This window comes from Legionella geestiana, assembly GCF_004571195.1.
Taxonomy (GTDB): domain Bacteria; phylum Pseudomonadota; class Gammaproteobacteria; order Legionellales; family Legionellaceae; genus Legionella_B; species Legionella_B geestiana.
Window position 1 is genome coordinate 1747572 of the sequence record NZ_CP038271.1, and the last position, 25677, is coordinate 1773248.

A 25677-nucleotide genomic window follows, 5' to 3' on the forward strand; every position below is an offset into this window, starting at 1 on the left:
TCAGATTTGCTCCCGCATCAGTTCCTGCCAGGCGCTCATAAGGCGGTTTCGCACGCCAGCGAGTACCTCCATCGACAGTTTTGCTTTTTCCATGGCAATCATCGTGGCATGCAGTGAACCACCATCGCCAAGGGCCAGATGTTTGACCGCGTCCTCACCGTTCTTAATGCGCTCAACCATATCGGCAAACGCGCCGCTCAAAGGTGCGAATGCGCGTGCTGGTGGTTCTGTCGGTATAAAGGGCTTTAGGGCTTCAATGCGGTTAAGGTTCATGCAGACTCTCCGATGCGAAGCGTTTGACCATAAAGGCTGTGGGCAATGTTGAACATGCGCAGATTCGCCTCATAGCCTCTGGAGGCACGGAGCATTGTCGTCATTTCATCCACCCGGCTGATGCCGGGGTAGCTCACGAAGCCTTTAGAATCGGCGGCGGGATGCGAAGGCTCATACACGCGGTTTGGCACGTTATTCTGGGCAACCAGGTCAATCTGTGGCAGTGAAGGCCCGTCATGCTTAAGCCACGCGTCAAAATCAGGCATGCTTGCGACCACCTGCTGAAGCGGGGGGCTTCCCGCGCGCATGAGGGTGCCGGCACGCGCCAGATTGTCAGCCACCACCTGTACGCGCAGCATTTCAAGCCCCATGCCGGCGGTGGCAATGTCATACAGTGCCATGGCATTCATAGGCCGGTTCCTCCCTGAAGGCTAAGACGCAGCAGTGAGAATTCATGCTGAATGCCGCGCAGAAGGCTGCGGTAATAAGTGGCGTTTTCAAGGCCTTTGGCAATTTCTGCATCGAGCGCGACAGGTGTATCCAGCACGCTAAACTCAGCCGATAACCCGCCTTCTTCACGAAGCTGGTCTACAAAGCGGACTTCGAGCGGCTGGAAGCCTGCAGTCTCTCGATTGGCGATATTAAGACTGATGGCCTCATGGCGCATGAGTGACACATCAAGTGCGCTTTTCAGCAGATTGAGACTGGTGGTCGTTTCCATGATTCTCTCCTTCTTATTCAATAATAATTTCTGCATGCAGCGCACCGGCTCGCCGCAGGCTCTCGAGGATGGCAATGGTGTCACGGGTTGAGGTCTGCGCCCGGCTTAAGGCCTGCATCAGTTCAGCAATGCTTGCCCCGGCCTTGAGCTGCAGCGTGTTTGCTACCCGCTCGGAGGCTTCAATGCCGGTGGCCGGAGTGACGACCGTGCGCCCGCCGATGCTGGCCGGGAGCGGCTGTGAGACACGGTATTCGGTGGCAATCGAGATTTGCAGATTGCCATGGGAAATGGTGACGGCTTCAAGGCGCACCTCACTGCCGGCGATAACGATGCCCGTACGTTCATTGACGACCACCACCGGCACGTGATCGGGCGTGATGTGCAAATTTTCAACTTCGCTCACGAAACGCACGAAATGCCGGTGAGCGCCGGGTGGGGTGTGGATTTCGATGTCCTGTGCGCTTCGAGCAGTCGCAGTGCCTGCACCAAAACGCGCGTTGAGCGCGCGTTCTGCGGCGGAGGCCGTTGAGAAATCAGGCTGGTTCAGAATCAGATGCAGGGTAACCGGGCGTGTGGGCGCATCGGCACTCAGGGAGTGCGTGACCAGTGCACCTCCCGGAACAATGCCGGTGGTGGGATGATTCTTTTGAATGACGTTACCCAGCGCATCATAGCGAAAACCGCCCACGGAAACCGGGCCCTGCGCGAGGGCATAGACCCCGTTATCCGCGCCTTTCAGCGGGGTCACGAGCAGGGTGCCGCCAGCGAGGCTTCGGGCATCGCCAAGGGAGGCAACGTTGATGTCGAGCTTATCGCCCTGGTGGGCAAAGGGTGGCAGGTTGACGGTGATGATGACCGTCGCACTGTTACGGCTGTTAATATCGCGCGCGTTAATGGTGACACCAAAGCTTTGCAGCAGATTGGAGATGGCCTGGGTCGTGTCCTTGCTGCGGCGGGAATCCCCCGTACCGGCAAGCCCCGTAACCAGTCCATAGCCCGTCAGCGGATTTTCCTGAAGGCCTGAGAGGTGAGCGATGGATTTCAGGCGCACACTGGCGCTCGCCATTGAGCAGAAGAGGCAGAGCAGGATAAGCAGGATGCGCATCACACCAGCCCCAGAAAAGACAGCGTTTTATAGATTGGATTAAAGCGCTGAGAGTTTGAGACCGCTCCCTGGCCGTTATAGGTGATGCGCGCCTCGGCAAGGCGGGTAGAGAGCACGGTGTTTTGTGGTGTGATGTCTTCAGGGCGCACCACGCCGCCCACCACGATGGCCTGTACTTCACCGTTGATGCGGATGTGCTGCTGCCCTTCCACATAATAACTGCCGTTTGGCAGTATTTCCTGAATGCGCACGGTGAGGGAGGCGCGGATTTTGCCATTGCGTGCGGTTTTGGCCGCTATTTTTCCGTCTCCTTTCAACCCAAAATCAACCTCGTGGCGGTCGCGGTTGTAGCCGGCTTCGAGTGCCGTTTTAATGTGTTTGCTGGAGGCAAGATCAGCCCCCGTCTGTGCATTCGCATTCTCAAGCACCAGCACCGTCAGCAAGTCCCCGGGCATCGATGCCTTGCGGTCGGCAATCAGGGCACGGTATACGCTTGCGTCATAGAGGTTGATGGCAGACGCGGGCATGCACGGCAGTGTTAACAGCCACACCAGCATTGGTTTAATCACGCAGCGCATTGATGGTTTTTTCCAGTTCGTCCGCCACCTGTATGGCTTTGGCATTCAATTGATACACCCGTTGCGCCATGGTGAGCTGCATCAGGGTATTGACCATGTCGACGTTCGAGCCTTCGACCGTTTTCTGCAGCAGCTCGCCATTACCGCCGTTGCCTGGGTTATCGATGAGAGCGTCTCCTGAGTCGGGCGTTGCCTGCCAGACGCCTGCATGCAGGGCATGAAGCGCCTGCGGGTTTTGAAAGCGCGCGAGCTGGATGGTGCCGAGAAGTTCCGGCGCGTCTGTATCCGAACGCGTGATTTCCACCTCTCCGTTTTTATGAATCACAAGCGATGCATGGTCTGGCGGCACTTGAATGCTCTCGGCAAGGCGCAGGCCATCAGCGGTGGCGAGATAGCCCTCACTGTCCAGCATGAGTGTCGAGGTGCGGGTGAAGGCCACAGTGCCATCTGCATCTTCCACCTGAAAAAAGCCTTCACCGTCAATGGCGACATCGAGCGAGCTGTCGGTGGGTTTCAGAGGGCCTTTAGAAAAATCGCTGTCGGTGCCCATGATGCGTACCCCATGGTTATGCGGGCCGGCTTTTTGCGTTGCGTCCATTTCCGCGCCAAAGCGAAGGGTGGTCGCTTTGTAATTGTTGGTACTGAGGTTTGCCAGGTCGTGCGCGAGGCTGTCGATGTAGCGGTCGTGAACCTTGAGGCCGCTGGCGGCGATGGCGAGTGCGTTAGACATTGTTGCTCCCAAGTTGATTAATGGCGTTTGACTGGAGGCTTGTAAGCGTGCGCAGCACCCGCTGAGAGGCCTCAAAATGACGGCTGAGGCGCATGAGCGAGAGCATTTCATCCACCGACTGCACATTTGCGCGCTCGAGCACTCCCTGTATCACCTCGGGGCTTGCACTTTCTGGGATTTCCTCTGAGCTCAGCAGGCCGTTGCCAACGGCCTGAAGTGCCTCCGGGTGCTTAAAACGCACAAGGCGAAGGCGGTTTTCTCGGCCATTCGCGCCGATAATGTAGCCCCTGCCATCCACTTTAAAAGGATCGTCGGCGAGTGTAATCGCACCACTCTCGCCCTCAATAAAGCCACCTGCGAGGCTTGCGAGCTGTCCGTTGCCATCGCGCATGACATCTCCTCTCCGGCTGTAAAACGTGCCATTTTCGGTATGAATGACAAAATAGCCCTCGCCTGAAAGTGCGAGGTGAAACGGATTTCCGGTCTGCTGCAGGGGGGCCGCTACTGTGGTGGACACCGCGCGCAGACCGGCTCGCACGTGAGGCATGTCTGCCAAAAGCGGGCCTTTAGGGGGAAGTGCCTCAACCAGCTGTCGGCGAAAGCCTGGTGTGTGCAGGTTGGCGATGTTGTTGTTGACCACCTCAAGGTGCACCAGATCGGTATTCATGGCCGCCTGGATAGCGCGCATTCCGTCAAGCATCGATAAGCTCCTGTTCCGTGTCGAGGGTTGCAAAGGATTCCACCTGAAGGCTCACCGGGATTTCATTCATGGCAAGCACACTGAGGTGGGGCAGGATGCGCCGGGTGAGTTCGCGCACGTGGCGGCGAATGATGGAGGAACACAGTAAAATCGGGCGCCGGCGCGTTCCGAGCATGTTTTCCACTTCTCGGGCGAGTGCGCGTAAAAAATGTTCTGTAAGTGCGGGAGAAGGAGCCCAGCCGTTTGATGTGAACGCATTGGCAAGCTGTTGCTCAAGGCCTGGGGCCAGCGTCAGCACACTTAAAAAGGCCTGCCCGCCCGCAAGCCGGGTGCAGATGGCGTCACTCAGGCGCACGCGCACAAGTTCAGTCAGTAACGCCGGGTCATTGCTGGTTTTTGCATGCTCCAGCAGCACTTCCAGAATGGTTTCGAGGGGGCGGATGGAAACTTTTTCGTCTAAAAGCTTTTGTAACACCCGCATGACCTGCCCCGTGCTCATTAAAGCGGGTATCAGCTCATCACGCAGAGAGTGCAGTGAGGAATTATCCAGCAATCGCAGGGTTTCCTCGCGGGTCAGCAGCTCAGGCAGTGCGTCTTTAAGCGTTTCGTGCAGATGCGCAAGCAGCACCTCTGGAGGCTCCTGTACCCGCAGGCCGCGCACTTGAGCCTCTGTGCGTATGTCCGGCGCGCACCAGACTGCCGGCAGGCCAAAGGCCGGATCGCGCACCCCCGCTCCCTGGAGCCAGGTGGCCTGGTGCTGCCTGTCGCCCGGGTTTAGCAGCACCAGCACTTTTTCAGGGTAGAGTGGATGTGTGGGGCGGGCATTGCCCTGCAGGACTATCTGGTAATGCGGCCAGGTGAGGCGTGTCTCCGGCAAAAAACGCACCTCAGGGAGGATAACCCCAAGCTCCAGTGCCGTTTGTTCGCGCAGTCTTCCAATCCGCTCAACAAAGAGCGCCTCTGTCTGTAAAAGGGTTTCATGCAGTCGGGGATGCATGAGGATGTCCACCGGATGAATGCGAAGCCGCTCATTCAGGGATTCAGCGGGCGTGAGCCGTGGTGTTTCCGCTTCCGGTTTCAGGCGCGAAGCAAAGCGCGCACTGACAGCAAATATTCCCAGAACCAGAAGAACCGGCAGGAGTGGCATGCCGGATATGGTGAGAAAACCGCAGAGTGCCATGCACACCAGCACGAGGGCGCCTGGAAAAGCGGCTATCTGGCGGGAAACCGCTTCACCGAGGTGACTGTCGGTAGCGGCACGTGTCACGATGATGCCAGTTGCGATTGAGATAATCAGAGCAGGGATTTGAGTGACGAGGCCATCACCTGCCGTCAGCAGCGTATAGGTTTCAAGCGCTTCCTGCAGGCTCATGCCTTTTTGTGCCATGCCGATGGCGAATCCACCGAGGATATTAATGAGCAGAATCAGAATGCCGGCGATGGCATCGCCCTTCACGAACTTACTGGCGCCATCCATGGCACCGTAAAAGCTCGCTTCGCGCTCAATCTGGCGTCGTCGCTCCTGCGCCTGTTCGCGCGACACAAGCCCCATGTTGAGGTCGGCATCAATGCTCATCTGTTTCCCGGGAAGGCTGTCAAGCGTGAAGCGTGCGGCCACCTCGGCTACGCGCTGCGCGCCATTTGAGACCACCACGTATTGCACGACCACCAGAATAAAAAACACCACGAGCCCCATGACATAATTGCCGCGAATGACATGTGCCCCCATGGCCTCAATCACCCGCCCGGCGTGTGCATCGGCGAGAATGAGGCGGGTGGCGGAAACATTCAGCCCAAGCCGAAAGAGGGTGGAGAGCAGGAGCAGTGGCGGGAAGGTCGAAAACGCAAGGGGCTTGTCTGTAAAAAAGGTCAGGAGCAGAACCGTGAGCGCCCAGCTGAAATTAAGGATGAGCAGCACATCAAGCACAAAAGGTGCGACAGGCACAAAAAGAATCAAAAGGATGCCTATGGCGAGCAGGATAACCAGCAGTTCGCTCTTTGGCTTACGCGCGCTCATGAACACCTCGATGTGCTTCCCGAAGCGCCCTGAAAATGGCCGCGGCAACGGGATAATGTGTGGTATGAATCCAGTGGTTTAGCGGTACGTTATGGTAGAGCAGTCGCGCGAAATCGCGGTTTTCCACAATGGGTACGCCATGGCGGCGCGCGAGTCTTCGCACCAGTGCCGCCTGCTCGTCAGCCGCCTTGCACACCACTTTGGGGGCGGGCATGCTGTCGCTTTGGTACTTGAGCGCAATCGCAAGATGCACGGGATTGGTAATGACCACGTCAGCGGTTTTAACGGCGCCAAGCGCACGGGTTTTTTCGCGAAGCGCGCGCTGAAGCTTACGAATACGGCCACGCACATGCGGGTCCCCCTCGCGCTGGCGATACTCTTCACGCACTTCATGCCGGCTCATGCGCTGGCTTTTAAGGTGGCGCCAGCGCGCAGCCAGCACATCCAGTATGGCCAGTCCTGCGAGCGGCAGCAGCAGGAGCAGGGCGCCCCGGCAGAAAAGCGTGAGAAAAGCGTTACTGAAGCGCTCGGGCGGCATGTCCCGCATCAGGAACCATTGAGGTGCGGTGCGAGTCCACAGCCAGTAGCCAACACCTGTGGCGATCACCAGCTTCAGGACATGGCGTATCAGCTGATGCACCGATTGCAGTGAGCAAAGCTGTTTAACGCCTTTCATGAGGTGCAGGCGCCCGGCATCGGGCCTCAGCGCCTTAACGGACCAGATAACACCTGTCTGCAGCCAGGTGCCGGCAATGGCGCATCCAGTGGTGAGCATCGCCGCCAGCAGCCAGAGTGGCAGGATACGGGTGTAGAAATCGCCAAACATACGGCAGGCCGTTTCGGGGGAGAGGGTCATGCCGCCTGCAGTGGCAAGCATGACCTGCAGGGTGCGCGCCATCAGTGTCTGAACGCCCGGCCACTGAGTATGAAGCCAGAGGATAATTCCCAGCAGCACGCACGCATGCACGGGTTCGAGACTTTTGCCGACAACGCCCTTCTCGCGCGCCTTCTGCAGTTTCCAGGGAGTGGCCTTTTCAGTTTTTTCAGCCATGAAAGAGCACCTCCCATCGGCTGAGAGCGTGCGTAAAAAGATGCATGATGACAGGCGCCAGTGCGTCCAAAGATGCCGCCAGCAGTGCAAGCCCTGCCAGTATTTTCAATGGGAGCGTGAGAAACCAGAGTCCTGAGTGCGGCATGCTGCGCGAAAGCAGCGCGCTCCAGCCTTCAAACAGTAGAATGCCACAGACTACCGGTGCGGCCAGCATCAGTGCCATGCCGGCCATCAGCGAAAACTCAGTGGCGATGGAATCAAGCCCGTGCGTGAGCACCAGCGTGCCGGGAGGGAGATATGTGAACGAGGCGGCCAGTCCTTTTATTAGGGTAAGGTGCGCGTCCATACTGAAAAAGAGGCTTGTTGCGAACAGACCAAGGAGTCGCGTGAGCAGCGGATCGTGGCTGCTCTGTGCCGGATTAAAAAGCGCGCCTGTGTCAAAGCCGGTTTGTACATCCATCCATTTGCCCGCTATGCTGAGGGCGGCAAAAGCCAACATGACAGCGAGCGACAGCACAAGGCCATTGAGGCATTCATACACAGTGGCGATAATGAGCCCCGGGCGTTTGCTGACGTAGATCTGAAGCTCGCCAAATGCGGTAAGGAGGTTGGCAAGCAGAAGCGTCAACATCAGGCGTACGCGCCGTGGCAGCTGGCGCAATCCCTCAAGGGGCATCAGCATGACGACTGTGCCGAGACGAACACATACGAGCCAGAACGCGCCCGGATGCCATGTAAATGATTCGCTCATGGTGCCACCTCGGGGATGCGGCTGATGGTGAGAATCGCAAAACGCATCAGGCCACGCAGCATCCACTCACCGCCAAAGAGCAGTACCAGTACACAGGCGAGCAGCTTCGGTACCGCACTTACAGTGGCATCCTGTACCTGCGTAACCACTTGAAAAAGAGAGACTGCAATGCCTGTAAGCAGAGCTGTGAGTATAACGGGGGTACTCACCTGTATCGCCTGCCAGAGCATCTGGTGCGTCAGTGAGATTGCAAAGCCATCGGGCATGTTCCATCTTCCATTGCCAGGTGCCGCTCCCATGGTCTATAGGGGATTGGCGATTACAAAAGGTACTTGCTGGTTTCCATTGGTGTCATTTCGTAACGAAACGAATTAAATCAGGATGTTTGATGCATTTCAAGGCTGTAAAGTATAATTTTTTGAGCTGTATGTGTACCAGGAGTGCACTGGAAATGCAAAAAGTTACACCATTGAAATAACGGTACAGGTATGGAACGGTAGGGAGATGTAAAAAAAAAGGGCGCCACTGGAGAGGCGCCCTGAAAGCGGTACAGAACTTACCCTGCGATATACTCTACTTCAAGAATTTCATACTCGACATCGCCGCCGGGTGTATGGACAATGATGGTGTCATCTTGTTCTTTGCCAATCAGTGCCCGACCAATCGGTGAGCTGTAGGAGATTTTACCGAGTTTAATATCCGCTTCATCTTCTCCGACAATCTGGTAGCTGATTTCTGCATCATTCTGCACCTGAAGCAGTCGAACCGTCGCGCCAAAAACAACACGACCGTTGTTAACCATGTTGCTGAGATCGATAATCTGAGCATTGGAGAGCTTGGCCTCAATTTCCTGAATCCGTCCCTCGTTAAAACTCTGCTGCTCACGGGCGGCGGCATATTCCGCATTTTCTTTCAAATCGCCATGCGCACGGGCAGTAGCGATAGCTTCAATAATCGCCGGTCGCACCACCGTTTTCAGGTGTTGTAATTCAGTGCGCAGCGCCTGAGCGCCGGCTACGGTCATTGGATGCGTTTGCATGTTTACCTCGTATGTAAGTCCTGTAATCGGGTCACTGTCTCGCGGTCTTCGTACTTCATGGCAAGGCAGGCTGCCTCAGCACCCGAGAGAGTCGTAGTATAACTAACCTTGTGCTGCAATGCATTGCGCCTGATGGCGAATGAGTCGGCGATCGCCTGCTTGCCTTCTGTTGTGTTAACGATAAAGTCGATGTCATTGTTTTTCAGGTAATCAAGTACGTGCGGTCGACCTTCGGCGACTTTAAAGACACGTGTGCATTCAATGCCGGCCGCCTGAAGAACGCGCGCCGTTCCTGAAGTCGCAATGATTTCAAAACCAAGTGCCAGCAGGCGTTTGGCAATCTCACCAACGCGCGCCTTATCGGCATCGCGTACCGACACAAACGCCCGTCTGCGCCTTGCAATATGCGACCCCGCTCCGCGCTGTGCTTTGGCAAAGGCTTGACCAAAACGGCTGGCAATGCCCATGACTTCACCGGTTGATTTCATTTCCGGCCCAAGAATCGAGTCTACACCGGCAAATTTAATGAAGGGAAACACCGGCAATTTGACGGAATAAAAGTCTGGCATGGGTTGCTGCAGATGCGGCAAAAGGTCACGCAGGCGCTCACCCGTCATGCAGCGCGCTCCGAGTTTGGCAAGGGGAATGCCAGTGGCTTTTGAGACAAACGGAATGGTGCGCGATGCACGCGGATTGACTTCAAGCACGTAAATATCATCCGCCTGGATGGCAAACTGCGCATTGATAAGTCCCACTACCCCGAGTTTCTGCGCCATCTGACGCAGCTGCTTCCCAAGATCCTGCTGCACCACAACACTTAAACTGAATGGGGGCAGGGTGCAGGCGGAATCACCGGAGTGAATACCGGCCTGCTCGATATGTTCCATAATGCCGCCGATGAGAATGTCTTCCCCGTCACACACGGCATCAATGTCCACCTCAATGGCATCGCCCAGAAATTTGTCGAGCAGCACCGGAGAGTCGTTGGACACCGCTACGGCGTGATGCAGGTAATGGCGCAAATCCGATTCCTGATGCACCACTTCCATGGCTCGGCCGCCAAGAACGTAAGAAGGGCGTACTACAAGCGGGTAGCCAATCTTACGGGCAAGTGCCATGGCTTCTTCTTCGCTGCGAACGGTGCCGTTTGCCGGCTGATGCAGGTTAAGCGCCTGAACCAGCTGCTGAAAACGCTCACGGTCTTCTGCCATGTCGATGGCATCGGGCGTGGTACCGATAATCGGCACGCCATTGGCTTCCAGCGCCCGGGCGAGCTTTAACGGTGTCTGGCCGCCATAGTGCACGATGACGCCCGCCGGTTTTTCGATGGCGGCAATAGCGAGAACATCTTCAAGGGTTACCGGTTCAAAGTAGAGCCGGTCTGCGGTGTCAAAATCCGTGGAAACGGTTTCCGGGTTACAGTTAACCATAATGGTCTGAAAACCTGCTTCGCGCAGTGCCATGGCCGCGTGGACGCAGCAGTAGTCGAATTCAATCCCCTGACCAATGCGGTTGGGGCCGCCGCCGAGAATCATGATTTTTTTGGCATTCGTATCCGGGCGCGCTTCACAGGCGCTTTGCCAGGTGGAATAGAGGTAGGCGGTTTCTGAAGGAAATTCACCGGCGCAGGAGTCGATTCGCTTATAGACCGGGGTGACTCCCGCCTTCAGGCGATATTCACGCACGGCTGTCTCGTGAATGCCAAGAATCCGCGCGAGGCACGCATCGGAAAAACCGCGGGATTTGAGTGCATGCAGCCTGCCGGCATCGAGTGTTTCAAGACGCTCGCCGGCAAGCTGTTGCTCCATGCGCACCAGTGCTTCAATCTGTGCGAGGAACCACGGGTCAATGCGGGATTCCTCGTGAATGGTTTTTAGGTCAAAGCCCAGACGGAAGGCATCGGCAATATACCAGAGCCGGTCCGGTGTTGGTTCATGCAGCCGCCCGCGCAGCAGGCTTAAGTCATCCGCCGGGTCAAAAAGTGGGTCAAGTCCGCTGCGCCCGATTTCAAGGCTGCGGATGGCTTTTTGCAGCGATTCCTGAAAATTTGAGCCCATCGCCATGACCTCGCCCACCGACTTCATCTGAGTCGTGAGGGTGTTTGGGGTCTGCGGAAACTTGTCAAAGTTAAAGCGCGGGATTTTCGTGACAACGTAATCAATGCTCGGCTCAAAAGCCGCCGGAATGGTGCCGCCGGTAATTTCATTGGCCAGTTCATCGAGCGTGTAGCCAACCGCCAGTTTGGCCGCAACGCGCGCGATGGGAAAACCGGTGGCCTTGGAGGCAAGAGCGGAACTGCGTGACACGCGCGGGTTCATCTCCACAATGAGCATGCGACCGTCTTCAGGATTGACCGCAAACTGCACGTTGGAGCCACCGGTTTCGACACCTACCGCACGCAACACGCGAATCGCGGCATCGCGCATGCGCTGATATTCTTTGTCGGTGAGGGTCTGAGCGGGAGCAACGGTGATGGAATCGCCGGTATGCACACCCATGGGGTCGAGGTTTTCGATGGTGCAGACGATAATGCAGTTATCGTTTTTATCGCGCACGACTTCCATTTCAAACTCTTTCCAGCCGAGCACGGATTCATCAATCAAGAGCTCGCGGGTGGGGGAGAGGTCGAGGCCGCGGGTGCAGATTTCTTCAAATTCTTCGCGATTATATGCAATCCCGCCACCGCTTCCGCCCATGGTGAATGACGGACGGATAATGGCCGGGAACCCAAGCTGAGCCTGAACCTGAAAGGCTTCTTCAAGGCTGTGTGCAATGGCTGAGCGCGGCATCTCAAGCCCAATGCCTTTCATCAGGAGGCGAAATTTTTCGCGGTCTTCGGCGCGGTCAATCGCTTCGCGCGTGGCTCCTATCATCTCTACGCCAAAACGCTCCAGCACGCCCTCGCGCACCAGGTCAAGTGCGCAGTTAAGCGCGGTCTGCCCGCCCATCGTGGGCAAGAGCGCATCGGGGCGTTCTTTCTCGATGATGCGCGCGACTTCCTGCCACTGGATGGGTTCGATATAGGTCGCGTCCGCAAGCTCCGGGTCGGTCATGATGGTGGCGGGGTTGGAGTTGACGAGTATGACGCGGTAACCTTCTTCTTTCAGGGCACGCACCGCCTGAGTGCCCGAATAATCAAATTCACACGCCTGCCCAATGACAATGGGGCCTGCGCCAAGCAGGAGAATGGAGCGAAGGTCGGTTCGTTTTGGCATGGTGGTCACTTTGGGTGAGAGTGGCCTATTCTAGCGCATTCCACCGAAACATCCAGTCCCTGTTAAAGATATTCCGGCAGGGGTTTTTGTTCCGGGAACAGAGCAGCAAGCGAGATGGAGTAACCGTTCTCACGCACAATGCGCGCATGTTCGCGCCGAAGCTGACGTGGCTCATCCACCCCGCAGGAGTGGCAGATTATCATCACTTCGCTGGCCATGTTAGTGGCGTAGTGATAAACACGCTCAGCCTTGTCGGCCACCACAAGACCACGCTGCAGGCGCGGATTGTGTGTGGTGATACCGGTGGGACAGGTGTTATTGTGGCATTTCATCGACTGTACGCAGCCAAGCGCGAGCATGAAACCACGGGCAGAATTAATAAAATCCGCTCCGGCACAAAGCGCCCAGACCACCTCTGCGGGCGTGATAAGTTTGCCGCTTGCTATCACACGTATGCGCTTTCGCAGATTATAAAGCGTGAGGATGTCGACAAGCTTTGGCAGGGATTCATCAATTGGAATGCCGACGTAATCCATCAGTCCCTGCGGAGAAGCTCCGGTACCGCCATCGGCACTGTCAAGGGTGATGAAATCAGGTGCCTGTTCAAGGCCGCGGGCATGAATGGCCTGGCAGAGCGTGTGCAGCCATTCGTAGCTGCCGAGTACGAACTTGCAGCCCACAGGTTTACCCGTGACGGTGCGGATGTGGTGCATGACATCGAGCAGTTCGTCAACGTTACTGATATCCGTGTGACGATTGGGGCTGATGGAATCAAGATGCGGCGGAATGCCGCGAATCTCGGCAATTTCCTCAGTCACTTTGACGCCTGGAAGAATGCCCCCCTTGCCGGGTTTCGCGCCCTGGCTGAGCTTCACTTCAAACATCTTCACGTTTTCAAGGGCGGCGAGCTCACGCAGCCGTTCATCACAGAGATGCCCCTTTTCATCCCGCACGCCGTATTTGGCCGTCCCAATCTGTACCACAAGGTCGCATCCCGATTCCAGATGATACGGCGCGACCCCTCCCTCACCGGTATTGAGCCAGCATCCGGCTTTCAGCGCGCCACGCCCAAGAGCGAGAATCGCGGGCTTTGATATTGAGCCATAACTCATGGCCGAAATGTTAAAGAGATGATTGGAAATGTAGGGATGCCTGCATCCGGCACCAATGACGACAGGCTCAATGCTGACATGCTCGGTTCCAAGCGGCGGAAAGGGTGCGTTCACAAAATACACGGTACCGACCTGCTGCAGGGGGCGGGTGGAACCAAAGCCGATGGTGGTATCAACGTTCTTGGCGGCTCGATAGACCCAGGCGCGGTCGGCGCGGTTAAACGGCAGTTCTTCACGGTCTTGCGCAAAATATTGTCGGATAAACTGACTTAAAAATTCAAAAAAATACCGAAAATGACCGATAACCGGATAATTGCGCAGAATGGCGTGTTCTTTCTGATTTCGGTCCCACAGATACAGCGTCAGCAGCAGAACGCCCGCACAAAAAACAACCATCATCACAAGGAATTCGTTGATTTCAATGGCATGCAGCAGGATGTTATCCTGACGGGTAAGGGTGATGGTCTGGGAGGCCATGAGTACGATTCCTTTAGGATAGTTTGATTGTAACCATTCACCATGTTCACCGAAAAGCCATATTTGGCGCATCTTGTACGAACGCATTACAAAAAACTGCTCACATACCGGTGTATGCTGCGCTTTTTTTGTAATGCGTTCGTACAACCTGCACTCAAATCTGACTTTTCCCCTAAAGCATTCAAAATGTGGTGAATAGATACGTATGATTGTTATAAATCGCGAAGCACACGCCGTCAATCGCTCCTTACTGGCTAATATGCTGGCCGTGTACTAATATATGAACAATCAGATGTATGAAAATACACAATAAGGGAGCCATGGCAATGAACGCATCCTTTGCAAACCACCTCCTGATTGCCATGCCCTCAATGACTGACCCGAATTTTCGCCAGACCGTTATTTATGTGTGCGAACATAACGAACAGGGTGCGGTCGGCTTGATTATCAACAGACCAATGGAATATCCGCTCAGCATGGTATTTGAACAGCTTAACATTGAGTCTACGCAAGAGGAAAGTAAGGCCATGCCGCTGCTTTTCGGCGGTCCGGTGCAGCCTGAGCGTGGTTTTGTGATTCACCGCCCCTTTGGAGGCTGGCGCTCAAGCCTTGCCGTGGCCGATGACGTGACAGTCACGACATCCAACGATATTATTCGCGCCATAGCTGCCAATAATGGTCCTGAGGATGTGCTCGTGACCCTCGGTTATGCCGGGTGGGGCGAGGGGCAGCTTGAACAGGAAGTGCGGGATAATGCATGGCTGGTATGCCCCTACAGTCCAGACCTTCTTTACAAGGTGCCTTTTGAAGAACGCTGGGCCTTTGCGGCACGTTCCATTGGCGTACAGATGGACCGCTTATCCTCTGGTGGCGGTAACGCCTGACAGGTTTTCATCCAAAATAATGGCGTTAACGGGAGGCGTTTTCAGTGCAGCGTGAAGGAATGTATATCGGTTTTGATTTTGGGTTTCGCCGCATCGGAGTGGCGGTGGGGCAGCGGCTTACGGCCAGCGCGTCCCCGTTGCAGGTGCTTGCTGCGCGAGAGGGCGTGCCGGACTGGTCAGCGGTGGATGCGCTGGTAAAAAACTGGCAGCCTTTAGCATTTGTTGTCGGTCTGCCGACCTGCATTGATGGCCGTGAACAATACACAACCTCCGCCGCCCGCCATTTTGCCCGCGAACTGCGCCGCCGTTTTGGTAAAGAAGCCCACCTTGTCGATGAACGCCTGACCACGGTTGAAGCGCGCGCCCGATTGTTTGAAGAGGGCGGTTACCGTAAAATCCGCAAAACTGACGTTGACAGCCATGCCGCATGCCTGATTCTTGAGCAGTGGCTGCAACACGCACCGTGAGGCATCATGCACCATTTTCTTGACCCCGCCGACTGCAGCCATGATGCGCTGCTGGGCCTTCTTGAGCGCGCACAGCGCTTTAAATCCCATCCCGCAGACTGGCCGAGGTTTCAGAACGCATCGCTCGCAACGCTTTTCTGGGAACCGAGTACCCGCACACGCATAAGCTTTGAGCGTGCGGCGCAGCGTCTTAGCATGCCGGTTGTCAATCTGGACGTGTCGCACTCGTCAGAAACCAAGGGCGAGAGCCTTGAGGACACCGTGCGCACGCTTGCTGCCATGGGGATTGATATCCTTGTCGTGCGTCACCGCGAGGCAGGCGTGCCGGCGGCACTTGCGCGCGCAGTGCCCGCTCACACACACCTCATCAACGCCGGGGATGGCACGCACGCTCATCCCAGTCAGGCGATGCTTGATTTCATGACGATTCGTGAAGAAAAGCCGGTATTTTCGGCGCTTAAAATTGCCATTGTCGGCAATATTCGACACTCTCGGGTGGCGCACTCCTTCATGCAGGCGGCCAGCATCCTCGGTGTTGGCGAGCTGGTACTGGTCGCACCGCACGTCTGGCAGCCAACTTCGCCGGTCTGTGGCCGTGTGACGGATTCTCTCATGGACGGACTTCAGGATGCGGATGTCGTCATTGCCCTTCGCGTGCAGCGCGAGCGTCTGCAGGCGCATGAACACCTGCACCTTGAGGCCTATCGCCGTGATTATGCGATTACAGAGGCGCATTTGCAGGCAGCAAAACCCGATGTGATAGTTTTGCATCCGGGGCCTGTGAATCGCGGTGTAGAAATTGACGATGAGGTCGCCGATGGCCCGCGCTCACGCATCCTGACGCAGGTCAGCAACGGGGTGTTCATGCGCATGGCCATTATTGACGCGCTACTGTCGCACTGAGGGGCGCAGATTGTCACGAAAGGTCAGCGCCTGCTGAAGGGCGGATACGGAAACCGCCGCTTCTTCCTTTTTATCGGCAATCGTACGCGCCACCTTCAGCAGGCGGTGAAAACTGCGTGCAGAGAGCTTTAAGCGCTCCATCGCCTGCGCCACAAACGTTCGCCCGGCCTCATCGAGTGCGCACACGCTTTCACATTCAGCAGGCCCCAGGGCCGCGTTGAGGCATCCCTGGCGCGTAAACTGCACCCTCTGCAACGCTTCGACCTGCTCTCGAATACGCGGGCTTTCCCGCACGCTCTCGGGCTTTGATGCCGTCAGGAGTTCCAGCTTGACCGGTTGAATGGCCAGATGCATGTCGATGCGATCCATCAGAGGTGCTGAGAGCCTGCTGAAATAGCGGGTGATTTTATCGGGCGGGCATACGCAGGTGGCATTGGGGTTGCCCCATTGACCGCACGGGCAGGGATTCATCGCCGCTACCAGTTGAAAGCGCGCGGGGAATTCAGCCGTGGCCGCGGCACGTGAAATATGTACGGTGCCAGACTCAAGCGGCTCGCGCAGGGTTTCCAGCACCTGTTTATGAAATTCCGGCAATTCATCCAGAAACAGCACGCCATGGTGCGCGAGTGAAATCTCGCCAGGTTTTGGGGGATTACCGCCGCCGACCATGGCAACGGCCGATGCAGTATGGTGAGGGGCGCGAAACGGTGGCTCACGCCAGCGGGAATAATCGAGCGGACGGCCATGAACGGAGCGGATGGCCGCGCATTCAAGCGCCCGCGTTTCATCAAGCCATGGCAGGAGGGTGCTGAAGCGGCGTGCCAGCATGGTTTTACCGCTGCCAGGCGTGCCGCTCATGAGCACACTGTGTCCACCGGCTGCGGCAATTTCGAGCGCATATTTGGCGTGCTGCTGGCCTTTCACATCCGACCAGTCAGGCGCGCCTTCGTCAATTGCCGGCGCGGCCTGTCGGGGCAGAGGGGCAGGTTCTGCGTCCCCGCACAAAAAGGCGCATACTTCGCGCAGGGAACCCGCGGCTGATACGCCGCCTGTATCCGCAAGCCCCGCTTCCGCGCCATTTTCGTGAGCGATAATCAGATGCCGACCGTCCTGTTTTGCTGCAATGACCGCAGGCAGAATACCAGGCACTCCTCGAAGGTTGCCGCTTAAGGCCAGCTCGCCAATAAATTCATAATCGCCAAGGCAGCCCGGCGGTATCTGGCCGGAGGCGGCAAGTATGCCGATGGCAATCGGCAGATCAAAACCGCTGCCGGTTTTGGGGAGGTCGGCAGGTGCCAGATTAACGGTAATATGGCGCCACGGAAATTCAAATTGACTGTTCTGGATGGCGCTTCTGACCCGGTCGCGGCTTTCGCGCACCGCCGTTTCCGGCAGGCCGACAATGGTAAAAGCGGGCAGGCCGGGTGAAATATGCACTTCTACCGAAACGGTTTTAGCCTGCATGCCGATAATGCTGCGTGTGAAACTGAACGCAAGGTGCGATGTCATGGTACTGCCTTCCCTGAGGTTGGATATGCATCGAGTGCGCCTTACTTTTCCTGTTCAAGCGCCTCGACCTGGGCCTGCAATTGTTCCACTTTTTCACGGGTTTTAGCAAGTACGCGGGTTTGCACGTCAAATTCTTCTCGGGTTACGAGGTCGAAATGTGCAAATGCGGCCTGCAAAATTTCGCGAAACTGCTGTTGAAGCCCGGATTCAAGATTCTGTACACTCGCAGGCAGGATGGCGAAGAGTTTTTGCGTGATTTCGTCAAGGGGAAGCGCTTTGGTCATGGTTTTCTCCGTAGAATGCGTTTAGGGGCTGTTGACATTTGGTGGCGTGCTTTGCAGCCGTGTCATCAAATGTCAACAGACCCCAGTGCGCAGCATAGCATAATTACATGAAGGAGCCGTGATGAAAATGTTGGTGGCGATTATCAAGCCGTTTCGGCTGGATGCAGTGAGTGAAGCCTTAATGGATATCGGCGTGCCGGGCATTACAGTGTCTGAGACCCGCGGCTTTGGACGACAGAAGGGGCATACGGAGCTCTATCGCGGCGCAGAGTACGTGGTTGATTTTCTTCCGAAAATCCGCATTGAACTGGCCTTGCCGGATGCACTGGTTGAGCGCGCGGTCGATGCCATCTGCCGCGCCGCCAATACCGGAAAAATTGGCGACGGCAAGATTTTTATCTATCCACTGGAGCAGGTGGTCAGGGTGAGAACCGGCGAAGCGGGCGAAGACGCGCTCTAACCCTTCATCACACTACCCGAAAAGCCATATTTGGCGCACAACCTGCACTCAAATCTGACTTTTATCCTTAAGTATTAAAACTAAGGTGACATAGATAGCCGGGCTAAAAGTGTTTTGCGAGCACCGTGGTAATAAAGTGCCACTCTGCGTCACTCACAGGTGAAACCGACAGGCGATTGCCTTTACGCACAACGGCCATGTTCTGAAGCTCCGGGTACTGACGAAGGGCATCGAGTGAAATAATCTGGCCAAACTTTTCGCGAAACTGAATGTCAACCATAAACCAGCGCGGTTTATCCGGCGTGCTGGCGGGGTCTGGGTGTTCGCTGGTCGGGTCGAAAGCGGTGTAATCGGGATACGCCTCGCTCGTAACTTCTGCCCGGCCGACAATGCCTGGAGGCGTGCAGTTGGAGTGGTAAAAAAGAATGCCATCGCCCGGGCGCATGGCATCGCGCATGAAATTACGCGCCTGGTAATTACGCACGCCATCCCAGGGCGAGGTCTGGTTGGGGGCGTTTTTTAAATCATCAATGCTGAAACAGTCGGGTTCAGATTTCATCAGCCAGTAACGGGTCATGCGGTTCTCCAATAGCAGTTTTCGGGGGTAATCACGCCATTCAAAGGGACGTCCCAGGGGTTAGTGTCCAGCACTTCAACACGCTGAAAATCATGGGCAAGACCCAGCAGCAGCGGTCGCGTGGCAGGATTGGCAAAAGTGCGGTCATAAAAACCGGCTCCCATGCCAAGGCGCTGACAGGTGGCATCGAAAGCCACAAGTGGCACGATGACGAGATGGAGCTGAGGATTGCCGCAGGCGTGTTCTTCCGACTGCAGCGGCTCAGGGATGCCATAGCGGTTTGGCGTCAGCGGTGTATTTTTTGTAAAGGGCAGAAAGTGAAGCATCTGTTCGCGCGTGATGCACGGCAGATAAAACTGCTGTGAGGGAAGTGGGTCGTTCATCAGCGCGCGCGGGTCAATTTCTCCGTTTACCGGCAGGTAAAGCGCAATATGGTGCGCCGTCTGCCAGTGATGGAGGGCACGAACGCGCGCGCAAACGCGCTGGGATGCTTCCTTTACGAGCGCATCAGACAGTGCCGAGCGGCGCGCGCGCATCACTTCACGCAGAGGATGTTTCATACGGATTTCCCGCTCTTTTACGAGGATTCGCCCTGATTATCGCGTGCACGTTTAGCGCCGTCCAGTGAATCTGGAGGCGCGTGTCACGCGAATGTCTTGACGTGCCGCAAAATATCTCGACAAAATCAAAAAAAAGGGGTATACACTTCCCTCTTTTTTTCGGGCGTCATCCGCATGGGTGGCGGCAATGGGGGAGCACCCCTAACCTTCAGAACGCTTGAGAGAGAGTATGAGCGCACTGTTTGACGATGATGAAGACGTGTTGGAGCCTCAAGAAGACGGGCTCGAGGATGCTGAGGCGGCTGATATCATACCCATTGAGGTAAAACCTGGGCCGGATGCAAGGCGTCGCCTGGAAAAACTGCTGGAAGCGCGGCGGTTGCGAGAAGAGCTGGATGACTTCCCCGATGAATAAGCTGCATGCGTGAATGCGCGCACTTTCTTCCTGATGAGCGTATTTTCCTCGGTCAGGGGGTTTTTGAAACGCTGAAAGTGCGTGCTGGCAGGCCGCTGTTTGCTGATGCGCACTTTCGCCGCCTTCAGCAGAGCGCAAGCACCCTCGGGATTGCTTTTGAACTTGATTTTCCGGCCTTTGAAAAGCGCCTTTTAAAGGCACTTGCAGGTGAGGCCGCGTCCTCAAACGGGTTAAAAGTTCTGGTGAGTGCCGGCAGTGCGCCCCGTGGTTATCTTCATGAGGCGCGTGCGCCCGGCATGCACGTTCAGGCCTTTACCTACATACGGCAAACAGCACCCGTGGTGCTCGTGAGCGCGCCATGGCAGCGGGATGCAGCCAATCCATTGTATGGCCATAAAACAGTGAATGCGCTGGAAAATCTTCTGGCGGCAAAAGACGCGCATGCGCGCGGCGCGAGCGATGCCCTGTTTTTTAATACAAAGGGACATGCCACGGAAACGACAACTGCAAACCTCTTTGGCTGCTCCAATGGCATACTCTGGACGCCGCCACTCAATGACGGCGTGCTGCCAGGCATTACCCGGGCGCGGGTGTTTGATATCTGTAAAGCCCTTGCGATTCCCTGCGAAGAACGTCCGGTTGATGACAGCCTCCTTGCCGGCGCCGATGCGCTGGCACTGACCAACAGCCTGCAGGGGATGCGCCACGTTGAATCCTTTAATGGACAGGTCTATGCCCGCTTTCATCCGTTGATGAAGGCGATTGCCGAGCACCTTTGAATGGTGGCATCGGGCTTTTATGGTATATTGCCAAAAACTAAACCAGTTCAAGGAACCGCCCCGATGGGTTTTCTGAAGCGCCTTTTCTTCCCCCTTTTCCTGCTGCCAAACCTCCTCATCGCGGCACCCCTGCCAGCTTCAACCCTGCTCGAGCAAAAGCAGTTTGCCGCTCTCCCAAAGAGCGCCGAGATAGATGACTGGTTGAAGTCGCTCGCAAAGGCCTCTCCTTACGCCCGGGTGGTGCATATCGGCAAAAGTGTAGGGGGGCGTGATTACAGTGCGCTGCTGCTTTCTAAAAACACCGCATTTCTTGAAACAGGGGCACATCAGAAAGGCGTGCTCACGGTACTGTTGATTGGCTCTCAGCATGGCACGGAACCCTCTGGCAATGAGGCATTGCAGCAGCTGGCTCTCGACGTAGTTGCCGGAAAACGGTTGCAGTATCTCGATACCATGAACCTGATTTTAATTCCAAACGGCAATCCTGACGGGCGCGACAATACCACGCGACTGAACGCCGTTAACGGCAACCTTAATGTTGATTACATGCGCCTTGCCTACCCTGAAACCCGCATCTATCGCGATGTGCTCACGCGCTATGCGCCGGATGCGCTTCTTGATATGCACGAGTCTTCTATTCACAAAAAAACCCTCACGGACAGGCAGGGGTATTTTACGGACGTAGAAGCGCAGTATGAAGTCGGCAATAACCCAAACATTGACGCGCACCTGCGCCAGCTCACTGACAAGGTGCTGCTCCCGGCGCTTATCACAACAACCGAAGCAAAAGGATTGCCGGCGCAGCATTATCTGGGTGAAATTCAATCCCTCGACCAGCCGGTAGCGCATGGCGGTCTGCGCTTAAGCAATCTACGTAATTACAGCGCGATGCTCGGAGTCGCGTCCTTTCTAGTGGAAAATCGCCTTGACCCACTGGATGCTGAGTATCCAACGCCGCAGAACATTAAGGTGCGCCGTGACAAGCAGTATAAAAGCGCCTGCGCCTTTCTCGAGGTGCTGAGTGCGCACGCTTCCACAATTCTTGCGACTGTGGAGGCCGCAAAAACCGCCTGGAAAACCCCTGAGTTTGCCGACACACTTTTGCAGCTTGATTACCGTTTTGGGCTTGATTTTCGAAACCCGCAGCGCGTAATTACACTGCGTTCAGCATCCAGTGGCAAAAAGGCAGCAAAGGCATTCCCCAACCACGATTTTGTGCTGCTGCAAAAGCCCTCGCGCCTGCCCAAAGCGTATGCCGTGACCGCCGCTCAGGAAGCGATTGCCACACTTTTACGCCGCCATGGCCTTGAAGTGGAAGTGGTGAAGGCCGCCAAAAAAGTAACGGCCATTTTGCCTGAAGTGGAAGATGTCGCGCTGCACCATCCAGAGAACCCGCTCTTTCGCACAACGGCAGAAGTGAAAATGCGTAACCGCGTGCAGGCGTACACGCTGAAGCCTGGAGATCTCCTTGTGAATACCCGGCAGGCAAATGGTCTGCTTATCCCCTTGCTGCTAGATGCCCGTTCGGTTGACAGCCTCTTTCAGGAACCTCAGTTCCGGGGGCTTCTGGTGTCGGGTCGGTATGCGGTGGCGTTCCCGATTGTGGACTAGCGAAGGTGCCACAGCCGTGCAGTGCCCGTGCTGAACAACAGTCATTGGGAGCCGTACTTGAGCTGCATGCCGAAGAGGGAGAGAGAAGCTCCTCAATGCGTGTCTTGATTTGATCCTCAATCTCTTTCTGCGTTCCAGACATCGGATTGAGAGGGGTGGTTTTGATAATGTCTAACAGCCTCAAGAGATTCTCCTTTGTGTGCACGAGACGTTCAGGTATGTCCTGAAGTCGCGCAATTACAAAGGCACGCTGCTGTTCCGTTGCAATGACCCGGCGGTTAACGGCATCAAAGAATGTCCAGAGGGCGCCCTCGATGCCCCCACGGATAAATGCAAGGGAAAGGGTGAATGCGCCATGGCTGACATATTTGTAATCGCCGAACGGCGTTGCAGGAAAAACTGGAGCAGTCAAATGTGCAAACTGTTCTTCTGAGAGTTCTGGACTGCGGATACTCAGGATTCTGGTGCACAGTAAAGCAATGGTTTTGCAAAACGGGGATTTTTCATGCAGATGTTCGTTTTTTCCCTCATCCGTCAACGGAAGCGCTAACAGGAGCATTTCAACGCCACGCCGTGCGACATGCTCAACGAGGGGATGCATGTGAGATTTTGGAATTTCAGTGAGCCGTCTTTCAAGCAACTCAAGATTAGAGATGTTGTTTGGTTTGGGGGGCTGCTGTTGAAGTTTCTGGTAAGTCTCTGGCAGGCTGGTAGCGTCTGCTGCCAGCGCCAGCAGCAATTCCTGCAGCACATACGCTTTTTGCTCGAGAACGTTGCCGGGCATGGTGGTTTTGAGCAGGCACTCAACCAGCACGTCCATGTAGAGAAAGCGATAGTCATTGCCTGCTTCAGGCAGCGCATCCCAGTTGCTTGTGTAGTTCGCGATGAAGGATTGTGGACTCGTCTTTGCAAATGCTTTCAGGTGCTGATGAAAATCAGCCGGAGTGTAGTATTGGTGATGCTCTAAAAGGGCCTCGAGGTTTTCAGGCACTGGCAGTGGTTCTGGTGGCGTGTAGACGATTTTTGGCTCCAGCGCACGAAAGAGCGGAGAACCAGGCTTATGCTCCCCAAAGAGCCAGGAAAACAAAGTGTTGATGAATTTCCAGAATCCGAGAAACCGAGGCTTCCATGTGAACCCCTGGCCGTGGTTATCACCAAGAAGCGTCTGTCGCCGGTCTTTAAATTCGGCATAATTGCCTGCACGAAGCAGGTCGAGGAGCGTTTGCTTGATATCTCGCTCGGTGTTAACGTTTTGAATGCGCATTATCCACGCCGCACACTTTGCCTGGTTGATGGCGTGCTCTGTGACATGCGGGTTTGTGCTCATGATGCATCCTGATAATATTTTGTACATTTAGTATAGCGTACCGAATTAACAGGCCCATGTCTGTTAAGTTTTCGTAAGGATTTGTCGCTTGTGTATGCGTAATTATTCCTTAATAATTCTCTGTCAAAATAGGAACCAGTGGCTTTATTCTGGAGAGGACAATATGAGCAAGAGCACGCACCTGATGCTGGCAGCCCTTGGCGGCGCGGGTCATTCTTCCTCGACTGAGACTGGACGCACGCATGCGGTTGAAAGCCGCGATGATATTCCCATTCTGCAACCTGACATGCAGGAACTCCTGCAAAACTGCCTCACGCCAGAAGAACTTCTCGCCAATACTCCGATGGAATGAGGACTCTCCCTGGCATGGATATACTCAGCTCCTTTCCCCGGTATATACTTGTTCTAATAAGCCTGTACCAGGAGAGAAATGATGGCCGGAGGGTTTTCAGCGAGTGCGCACTGGCGTGATTCCGCGCGCTTTGCGCGTTTTTTCATAGTTGATGCGCGAGCGGCGTTCCCCGTTTTTATTTTCTTGATGCACATTCGCGTATGGACTGGTGTGCTGGTGCTGGTTTCTGCCTTGTTTTTTGGTATCCTCGAGCATTATGGTTTTACGGTGCCGGTGTTTTTGCGCTGGCTGCGCTCAACACTTGCAGGCCCGCTCAAATCCGCTCAGCCCTGGTGGCGCTAGAGGACTCTTCTATGGAAAAAGATATTCGCCAGTGCATGTCAGAAATCGCGGCAACGATGAATGCCAAATTCTATTTAAACGACAGGTTCCTGACCTATGAGGAAGTGTTTGCCGATACCGGGATGCTGCCTGGGATTGCGCGCCGGGCCGATCAGCTCTGCTCGCTCTGCCTTGGTTATGGTCTTGGGGTAACCTTTGAGGAAACCGAAGGGGCGATGCTCGGCACGCGTGTGGTCTTTGATGAAGTCACTCCGACCGCACTGCGTCTTTTGTGCATGACCGATGTCATGAGCGAGCTGATTCAGGGCGGTCCAAGCCGCGATTATACGCCGCTTGATGAGTTGATGTATGACTAGCGCCCGTCTGCGTTCCCGAAATCTTTGCATCAATGCCGGATAGATGCACCTTCGTACGTATCTTTAACATTTAAATAATTAACGCCGTGTGCAACTTTTAATGGATAAGAGAGTGGATGCTTGAAAGGCACAGCATAATTTTGTAAGTTCTTGATTTTCCGACGATCCAGGACTACAAGGAGTATGCTGTGCCGGTTGAGGATTTTATCATTAGTACTTTTTGTTTGATAGATTCCCTTTACAAAAAGGCCGTTATCACAAAGTTGAGAACCCGAGGCTTTGCACCCAGGCTCTCCGATCCCGAGGTGATCACGATAGAGCTGGTTGGCGAGTTTCTCGGGCTTGATACCGATAAGGCAATTTGGTCATATTTCAAGCGACACTGGCAGAATTGGTTTCCCGGGCTTGGAGACAGGACGAGCTTCGCCAGGCAATCAGCCAAGTTGTGGGCCGTTAAGCAAAGCATTCAAAAATTGCTGGCCGGGAAACTGGGTACCTTCAATGACTCACTCCATATGTCTGACGGATTTCCTTTGCCAATTTGTCACTTCAGGCGCGCTAACTTTTCCCGGTTGTTCTCAGAGGCCGCCGCTTATGGCTACTGCGCCTCAAAAAATGAGCGCTATTATGGGTTCAAGGGCAATCTGTTGATTGACTCACAAGGCGTCATTACCGCCATAACCGTCACACAGGCAAACATTGATGAACGAGAGTCCGTCTGGGATAATCTCGACAACGTACAGGGCATGATTATTGCTGATAAGGGATTGATAGGCCAAGATTTTCAGGAACAAATCCGACAACATACGAATGTTACCCTGCAAACGCCTCTGCGCTCCAATATGACAGACCCACGCGGCTCAGATTTTAGCAAGTGGCTCGTATCTACCCGCAGATTGGTTGAAACGGTGATTGGGCAACTGACAGAGCGCTTTCATATTCAAAAAGTCAGGGCTCGCGACCTCTGGCACCTGACCAGCAGAATCGGACGAAAAACCTTGGCGCATACAATTGGATGCTTTCTTAATCACAAGCGAGGGGCAAAATTAACCCAGTTTGATGGACTTGTCGCCCCGTTGTAA

30 protein-coding genes are annotated in these 25677 nt (G+C 55.3%); 11 read left to right on the forward strand and 19 right to left on the reverse strand.

Going from position 1 to position 25677, the window contains the following annotated elements; translation table 11 throughout:
- The 14 genes from fliE to E4T54_RS07830 form a co-directional block, all read right to left on the reverse strand.
- Complete coding sequence (fliE, locus tag E4T54_RS07765) at positions 1–273, reverse strand: flagellar hook-basal body complex protein FliE (protein ID WP_035901916.1); 273 nt, start codon at positions 271–273, stop codon at positions 1–3.
- Positions 270–683, reverse strand: coding sequence for a flagellar basal body rod protein FlgC (locus E4T54_RS07770; protein ID WP_028386001.1), 414 nt, complete (start codon positions 681–683; stop codon positions 270–272). Before E4T54_RS07770 ends, fliE begins: the two co-directional genes overlap by 4 nt.
- Positions 680–994, reverse strand: coding sequence for a hypothetical protein (locus E4T54_RS07775; protein ID WP_028386000.1), 315 nt, complete (start codon positions 992–994; stop codon positions 680–682). The genes E4T54_RS07770 and E4T54_RS07775 overlap by 4 nt, the downstream gene beginning before the upstream one ends.
- Positions 995–1007: 13 nt before the next feature.
- On the reverse strand, positions 1008–2099 hold the full coding sequence (locus tag E4T54_RS07780; protein WP_028385999.1) for a flagellar basal body P-ring protein FlgI: 1092 nt from the start codon (positions 2097–2099) through the stop codon (positions 1008–1010).
- On the reverse strand, positions 2099–2668 hold the full coding sequence (locus tag E4T54_RS07785) for a flagellar basal body L-ring protein FlgH (RefSeq protein WP_167755243.1): 570 nt from the start codon (positions 2666–2668) through the stop codon (positions 2099–2101). Before E4T54_RS07785 ends, E4T54_RS07780 begins: the two co-directional genes overlap by 1 nt.
- Complete coding sequence (locus E4T54_RS07790; RefSeq protein ID WP_028385997.1) at positions 2661–3407, reverse strand: flagellar hook-basal body protein; 747 nt, start codon at positions 3405–3407, stop codon at positions 2661–2663. Before E4T54_RS07790 ends, E4T54_RS07785 begins: the two co-directional genes overlap by 8 nt.
- On the reverse strand, positions 3400–4107 hold the full coding sequence (locus E4T54_RS07795) for a flagellar hook-basal body protein (RefSeq protein WP_028385996.1): 708 nt from the start codon (positions 4105–4107) through the stop codon (positions 3400–3402). Before E4T54_RS07795 ends, E4T54_RS07790 begins: the two co-directional genes overlap by 8 nt.
- The gene (locus E4T54_RS07800; RefSeq protein ID WP_202971947.1) at positions 4100–6124 is read right to left on the reverse strand and encodes a flagellar biosynthesis protein FlhA; all 2025 of its coding nucleotides are present in this window, start codon (positions 6122–6124) and stop codon (positions 4100–4102) included. The genes E4T54_RS07795 and E4T54_RS07800 overlap by 8 nt, the downstream gene beginning before the upstream one ends.
- Positions 6111–7175 carry an EscU/YscU/HrcU family type III secretion system export apparatus switch protein gene (locus tag E4T54_RS07805; RefSeq protein ID WP_028385994.1) on the reverse strand — a complete coding sequence of 355 codons (1065 nt, stop codon included), beginning with the start codon at positions 7173–7175 and terminating at the stop codon, positions 6111–6113. Before E4T54_RS07805 ends, E4T54_RS07800 begins: the two co-directional genes overlap by 14 nt.
- Complete coding sequence (locus E4T54_RS07810; RefSeq protein WP_051550835.1) at positions 7168–7926, reverse strand: flagellar biosynthetic protein FliR; 759 nt, start codon at positions 7924–7926, stop codon at positions 7168–7170. Before E4T54_RS07810 ends, E4T54_RS07805 begins: the two co-directional genes overlap by 8 nt.
- On the reverse strand, positions 7923–8225 hold the full coding sequence (locus tag E4T54_RS07815; protein WP_081776709.1) for a flagellar biosynthetic protein FliQ: 303 nt from the start codon (positions 8223–8225) through the stop codon (positions 7923–7925). Before E4T54_RS07815 ends, E4T54_RS07810 begins: the two co-directional genes overlap by 4 nt.
- A gap of 257 nt (positions 8226–8482) precedes the next feature.
- Positions 8483–8965, reverse strand: a complete 483-nt coding sequence (greA, locus tag E4T54_RS07820) for a transcription elongation factor GreA (RefSeq protein ID WP_028385992.1) — start codon at positions 8963–8965, stop codon at positions 8483–8485.
- A 2-nt stretch (positions 8966–8967) separates the two neighbouring features.
- Positions 8968–12180 (reverse strand): carbamoyl-phosphate synthase large subunit, encoded by a 3213-nt coding sequence (gene carB / locus E4T54_RS07825; protein ID WP_028385991.1) that lies wholly within the window; start codon positions 12178–12180, stop codon positions 8968–8970.
- A 62-nt stretch (positions 12181–12242) separates the two neighbouring features.
- Positions 12243–13769, reverse strand: coding sequence for an FMN-binding glutamate synthase family protein (locus E4T54_RS07830; RefSeq protein ID WP_035901912.1), 1527 nt, complete (start codon positions 13767–13769; stop codon positions 12243–12245).
- Between the two features lie 320 nt (positions 13770–14089).
- On the opposite strand from E4T54_RS07830, the gene E4T54_RS07835 reads away from it, so the two are divergent.
- The 3 genes from E4T54_RS07835 to E4T54_RS07845 are packed head-to-tail and all read left to right on the forward strand — an operon-like array spanning position 14090 to position 16023.
- Entirely contained in the window at positions 14090–14653 is a 564-nt protein-coding gene (locus E4T54_RS07835) for a YqgE/AlgH family protein (RefSeq protein WP_028385989.1), read from the forward strand.
- A gap of 59 nt (positions 14654–14712) precedes the next feature.
- Positions 14713–15120, forward strand: coding sequence for a Holliday junction resolvase RuvX (gene ruvX, locus E4T54_RS07840; protein WP_028385988.1), 408 nt, complete (start codon positions 14713–14715; stop codon positions 15118–15120).
- A gap of 6 nt (positions 15121–15126) precedes the next feature.
- Positions 15127–16023: an aspartate carbamoyltransferase catalytic subunit gene (locus E4T54_RS07845; protein ID WP_028385987.1), complete on the forward strand. Its 897-nt coding sequence runs from the start codon at positions 15127–15129 to the stop codon at positions 16021–16023.
- Here E4T54_RS07845 and E4T54_RS07850 read toward each other — a convergent pair.
- Complete coding sequence (locus E4T54_RS07850; protein ID WP_028385986.1) at positions 16009–17532, reverse strand: YifB family Mg chelatase-like AAA ATPase; 1524 nt, start codon at positions 17530–17532, stop codon at positions 16009–16011. The genes E4T54_RS07845 and E4T54_RS07850 overlap by 15 nt on opposite strands.
- Before the next feature lie 41 nt (positions 17533–17573).
- Complete coding sequence (locus tag E4T54_RS07855) at positions 17574–17816, reverse strand: accessory factor UbiK family protein (RefSeq protein WP_028385985.1); 243 nt, start codon at positions 17814–17816, stop codon at positions 17574–17576.
- Positions 17817–17937: 121 nt separating this feature from the next.
- Between E4T54_RS07855 and E4T54_RS07860 the strand changes: the two genes are divergently transcribed.
- On the forward strand, positions 17938–18276 hold the full coding sequence (locus E4T54_RS07860; RefSeq protein WP_028385984.1) for a P-II family nitrogen regulator: 339 nt from the start codon (positions 17938–17940) through the stop codon (positions 18274–18276).
- A gap of 103 nt (positions 18277–18379) precedes the next feature.
- Here the strand turns inward: E4T54_RS07860 and E4T54_RS07865 are convergent, their stop codons facing one another.
- Entirely contained in the window at positions 18380–18853 is a 474-nt protein-coding gene (locus E4T54_RS07865; RefSeq protein WP_028385983.1) for an EVE domain-containing protein, read from the reverse strand.
- Entirely contained in the window at positions 18850–19413 is a 564-nt protein-coding gene (locus E4T54_RS07870) for a 5-formyltetrahydrofolate cyclo-ligase (protein WP_035901908.1), read from the reverse strand. Before E4T54_RS07870 ends, E4T54_RS07865 begins: the two co-directional genes overlap by 4 nt.
- 229 nt (positions 19414–19642) lie before the next feature.
- On the opposite strand from E4T54_RS07870, the gene E4T54_RS07875 reads away from it, so the two are divergent.
- The 3 genes from E4T54_RS07875 to E4T54_RS07885 all read left to right on the forward strand — a co-directional run bounded on the left by E4T54_RS07875 (position 19643) and on the right by E4T54_RS07885 (position 22218).
- A complete protein-coding gene (locus E4T54_RS07875; RefSeq protein WP_028385981.1) occupies positions 19643–19828 on the forward strand; it encodes a PA3496 family putative envelope integrity protein in 186 nt (61 codons plus the stop codon).
- A 5-nt stretch (positions 19829–19833) separates the two neighbouring features.
- Positions 19834–20607 (forward strand): aminotransferase class IV, encoded by a 774-nt coding sequence (locus E4T54_RS07880; RefSeq protein WP_028385980.1) that lies wholly within the window; start codon positions 19834–19836, stop codon positions 20605–20607.
- Between the two features lie 63 nt (positions 20608–20670).
- Complete coding sequence (locus E4T54_RS07885) at positions 20671–22218, forward strand: M14 family zinc carboxypeptidase (RefSeq protein ID WP_051550834.1); 1548 nt, start codon at positions 20671–20673, stop codon at positions 22216–22218.
- Here E4T54_RS07885 and E4T54_RS07890 read toward each other — a convergent pair.
- The gene (locus tag E4T54_RS07890; RefSeq protein WP_028385979.1) at positions 22106–23545 is read right to left on the reverse strand and encodes a hypothetical protein; all 1440 of its coding nucleotides are present in this window, start codon (positions 23543–23545) and stop codon (positions 22106–22108) included. The two genes, E4T54_RS07885 and E4T54_RS07890, sit on opposite strands and share 113 nt — an antisense overlap.
- 163 nt (positions 23546–23708) lie before the next feature.
- On the opposite strand from E4T54_RS07890, the gene E4T54_RS07895 reads away from it, so the two are divergent.
- The 4 genes from E4T54_RS07895 to E4T54_RS07910 all read left to right on the forward strand — a co-directional run bounded on the left by E4T54_RS07895 (position 23709) and on the right by E4T54_RS07910 (position 25677).
- Positions 23709–23897: a hypothetical protein gene (locus E4T54_RS07895; protein WP_028385978.1), complete on the forward strand. Its 189-nt coding sequence runs from the start codon at positions 23709–23711 to the stop codon at positions 23895–23897.
- An 81-nt stretch (positions 23898–23978) separates the two neighbouring features.
- Positions 23979–24239: an IcmT/TraK family protein gene (gene icmT, locus E4T54_RS07900; RefSeq protein ID WP_028385977.1), complete on the forward strand. Its 261-nt coding sequence runs from the start codon at positions 23979–23981 to the stop codon at positions 24237–24239.
- 11 nt (positions 24240–24250) lie between these two features.
- Positions 24251–24595, forward strand: a complete 345-nt coding sequence (locus E4T54_RS07905) for a type IV secretion IcmS family protein (RefSeq protein ID WP_028385976.1) — start codon at positions 24251–24253, stop codon at positions 24593–24595.
- 188 nt (positions 24596–24783) lie between these two features.
- The gene (locus E4T54_RS07910) at positions 24784–25677 is read left to right on the forward strand and encodes an IS982 family transposase (RefSeq protein WP_058387092.1); all 894 of its coding nucleotides are present in this window, start codon (positions 24784–24786) and stop codon (positions 25675–25677) included.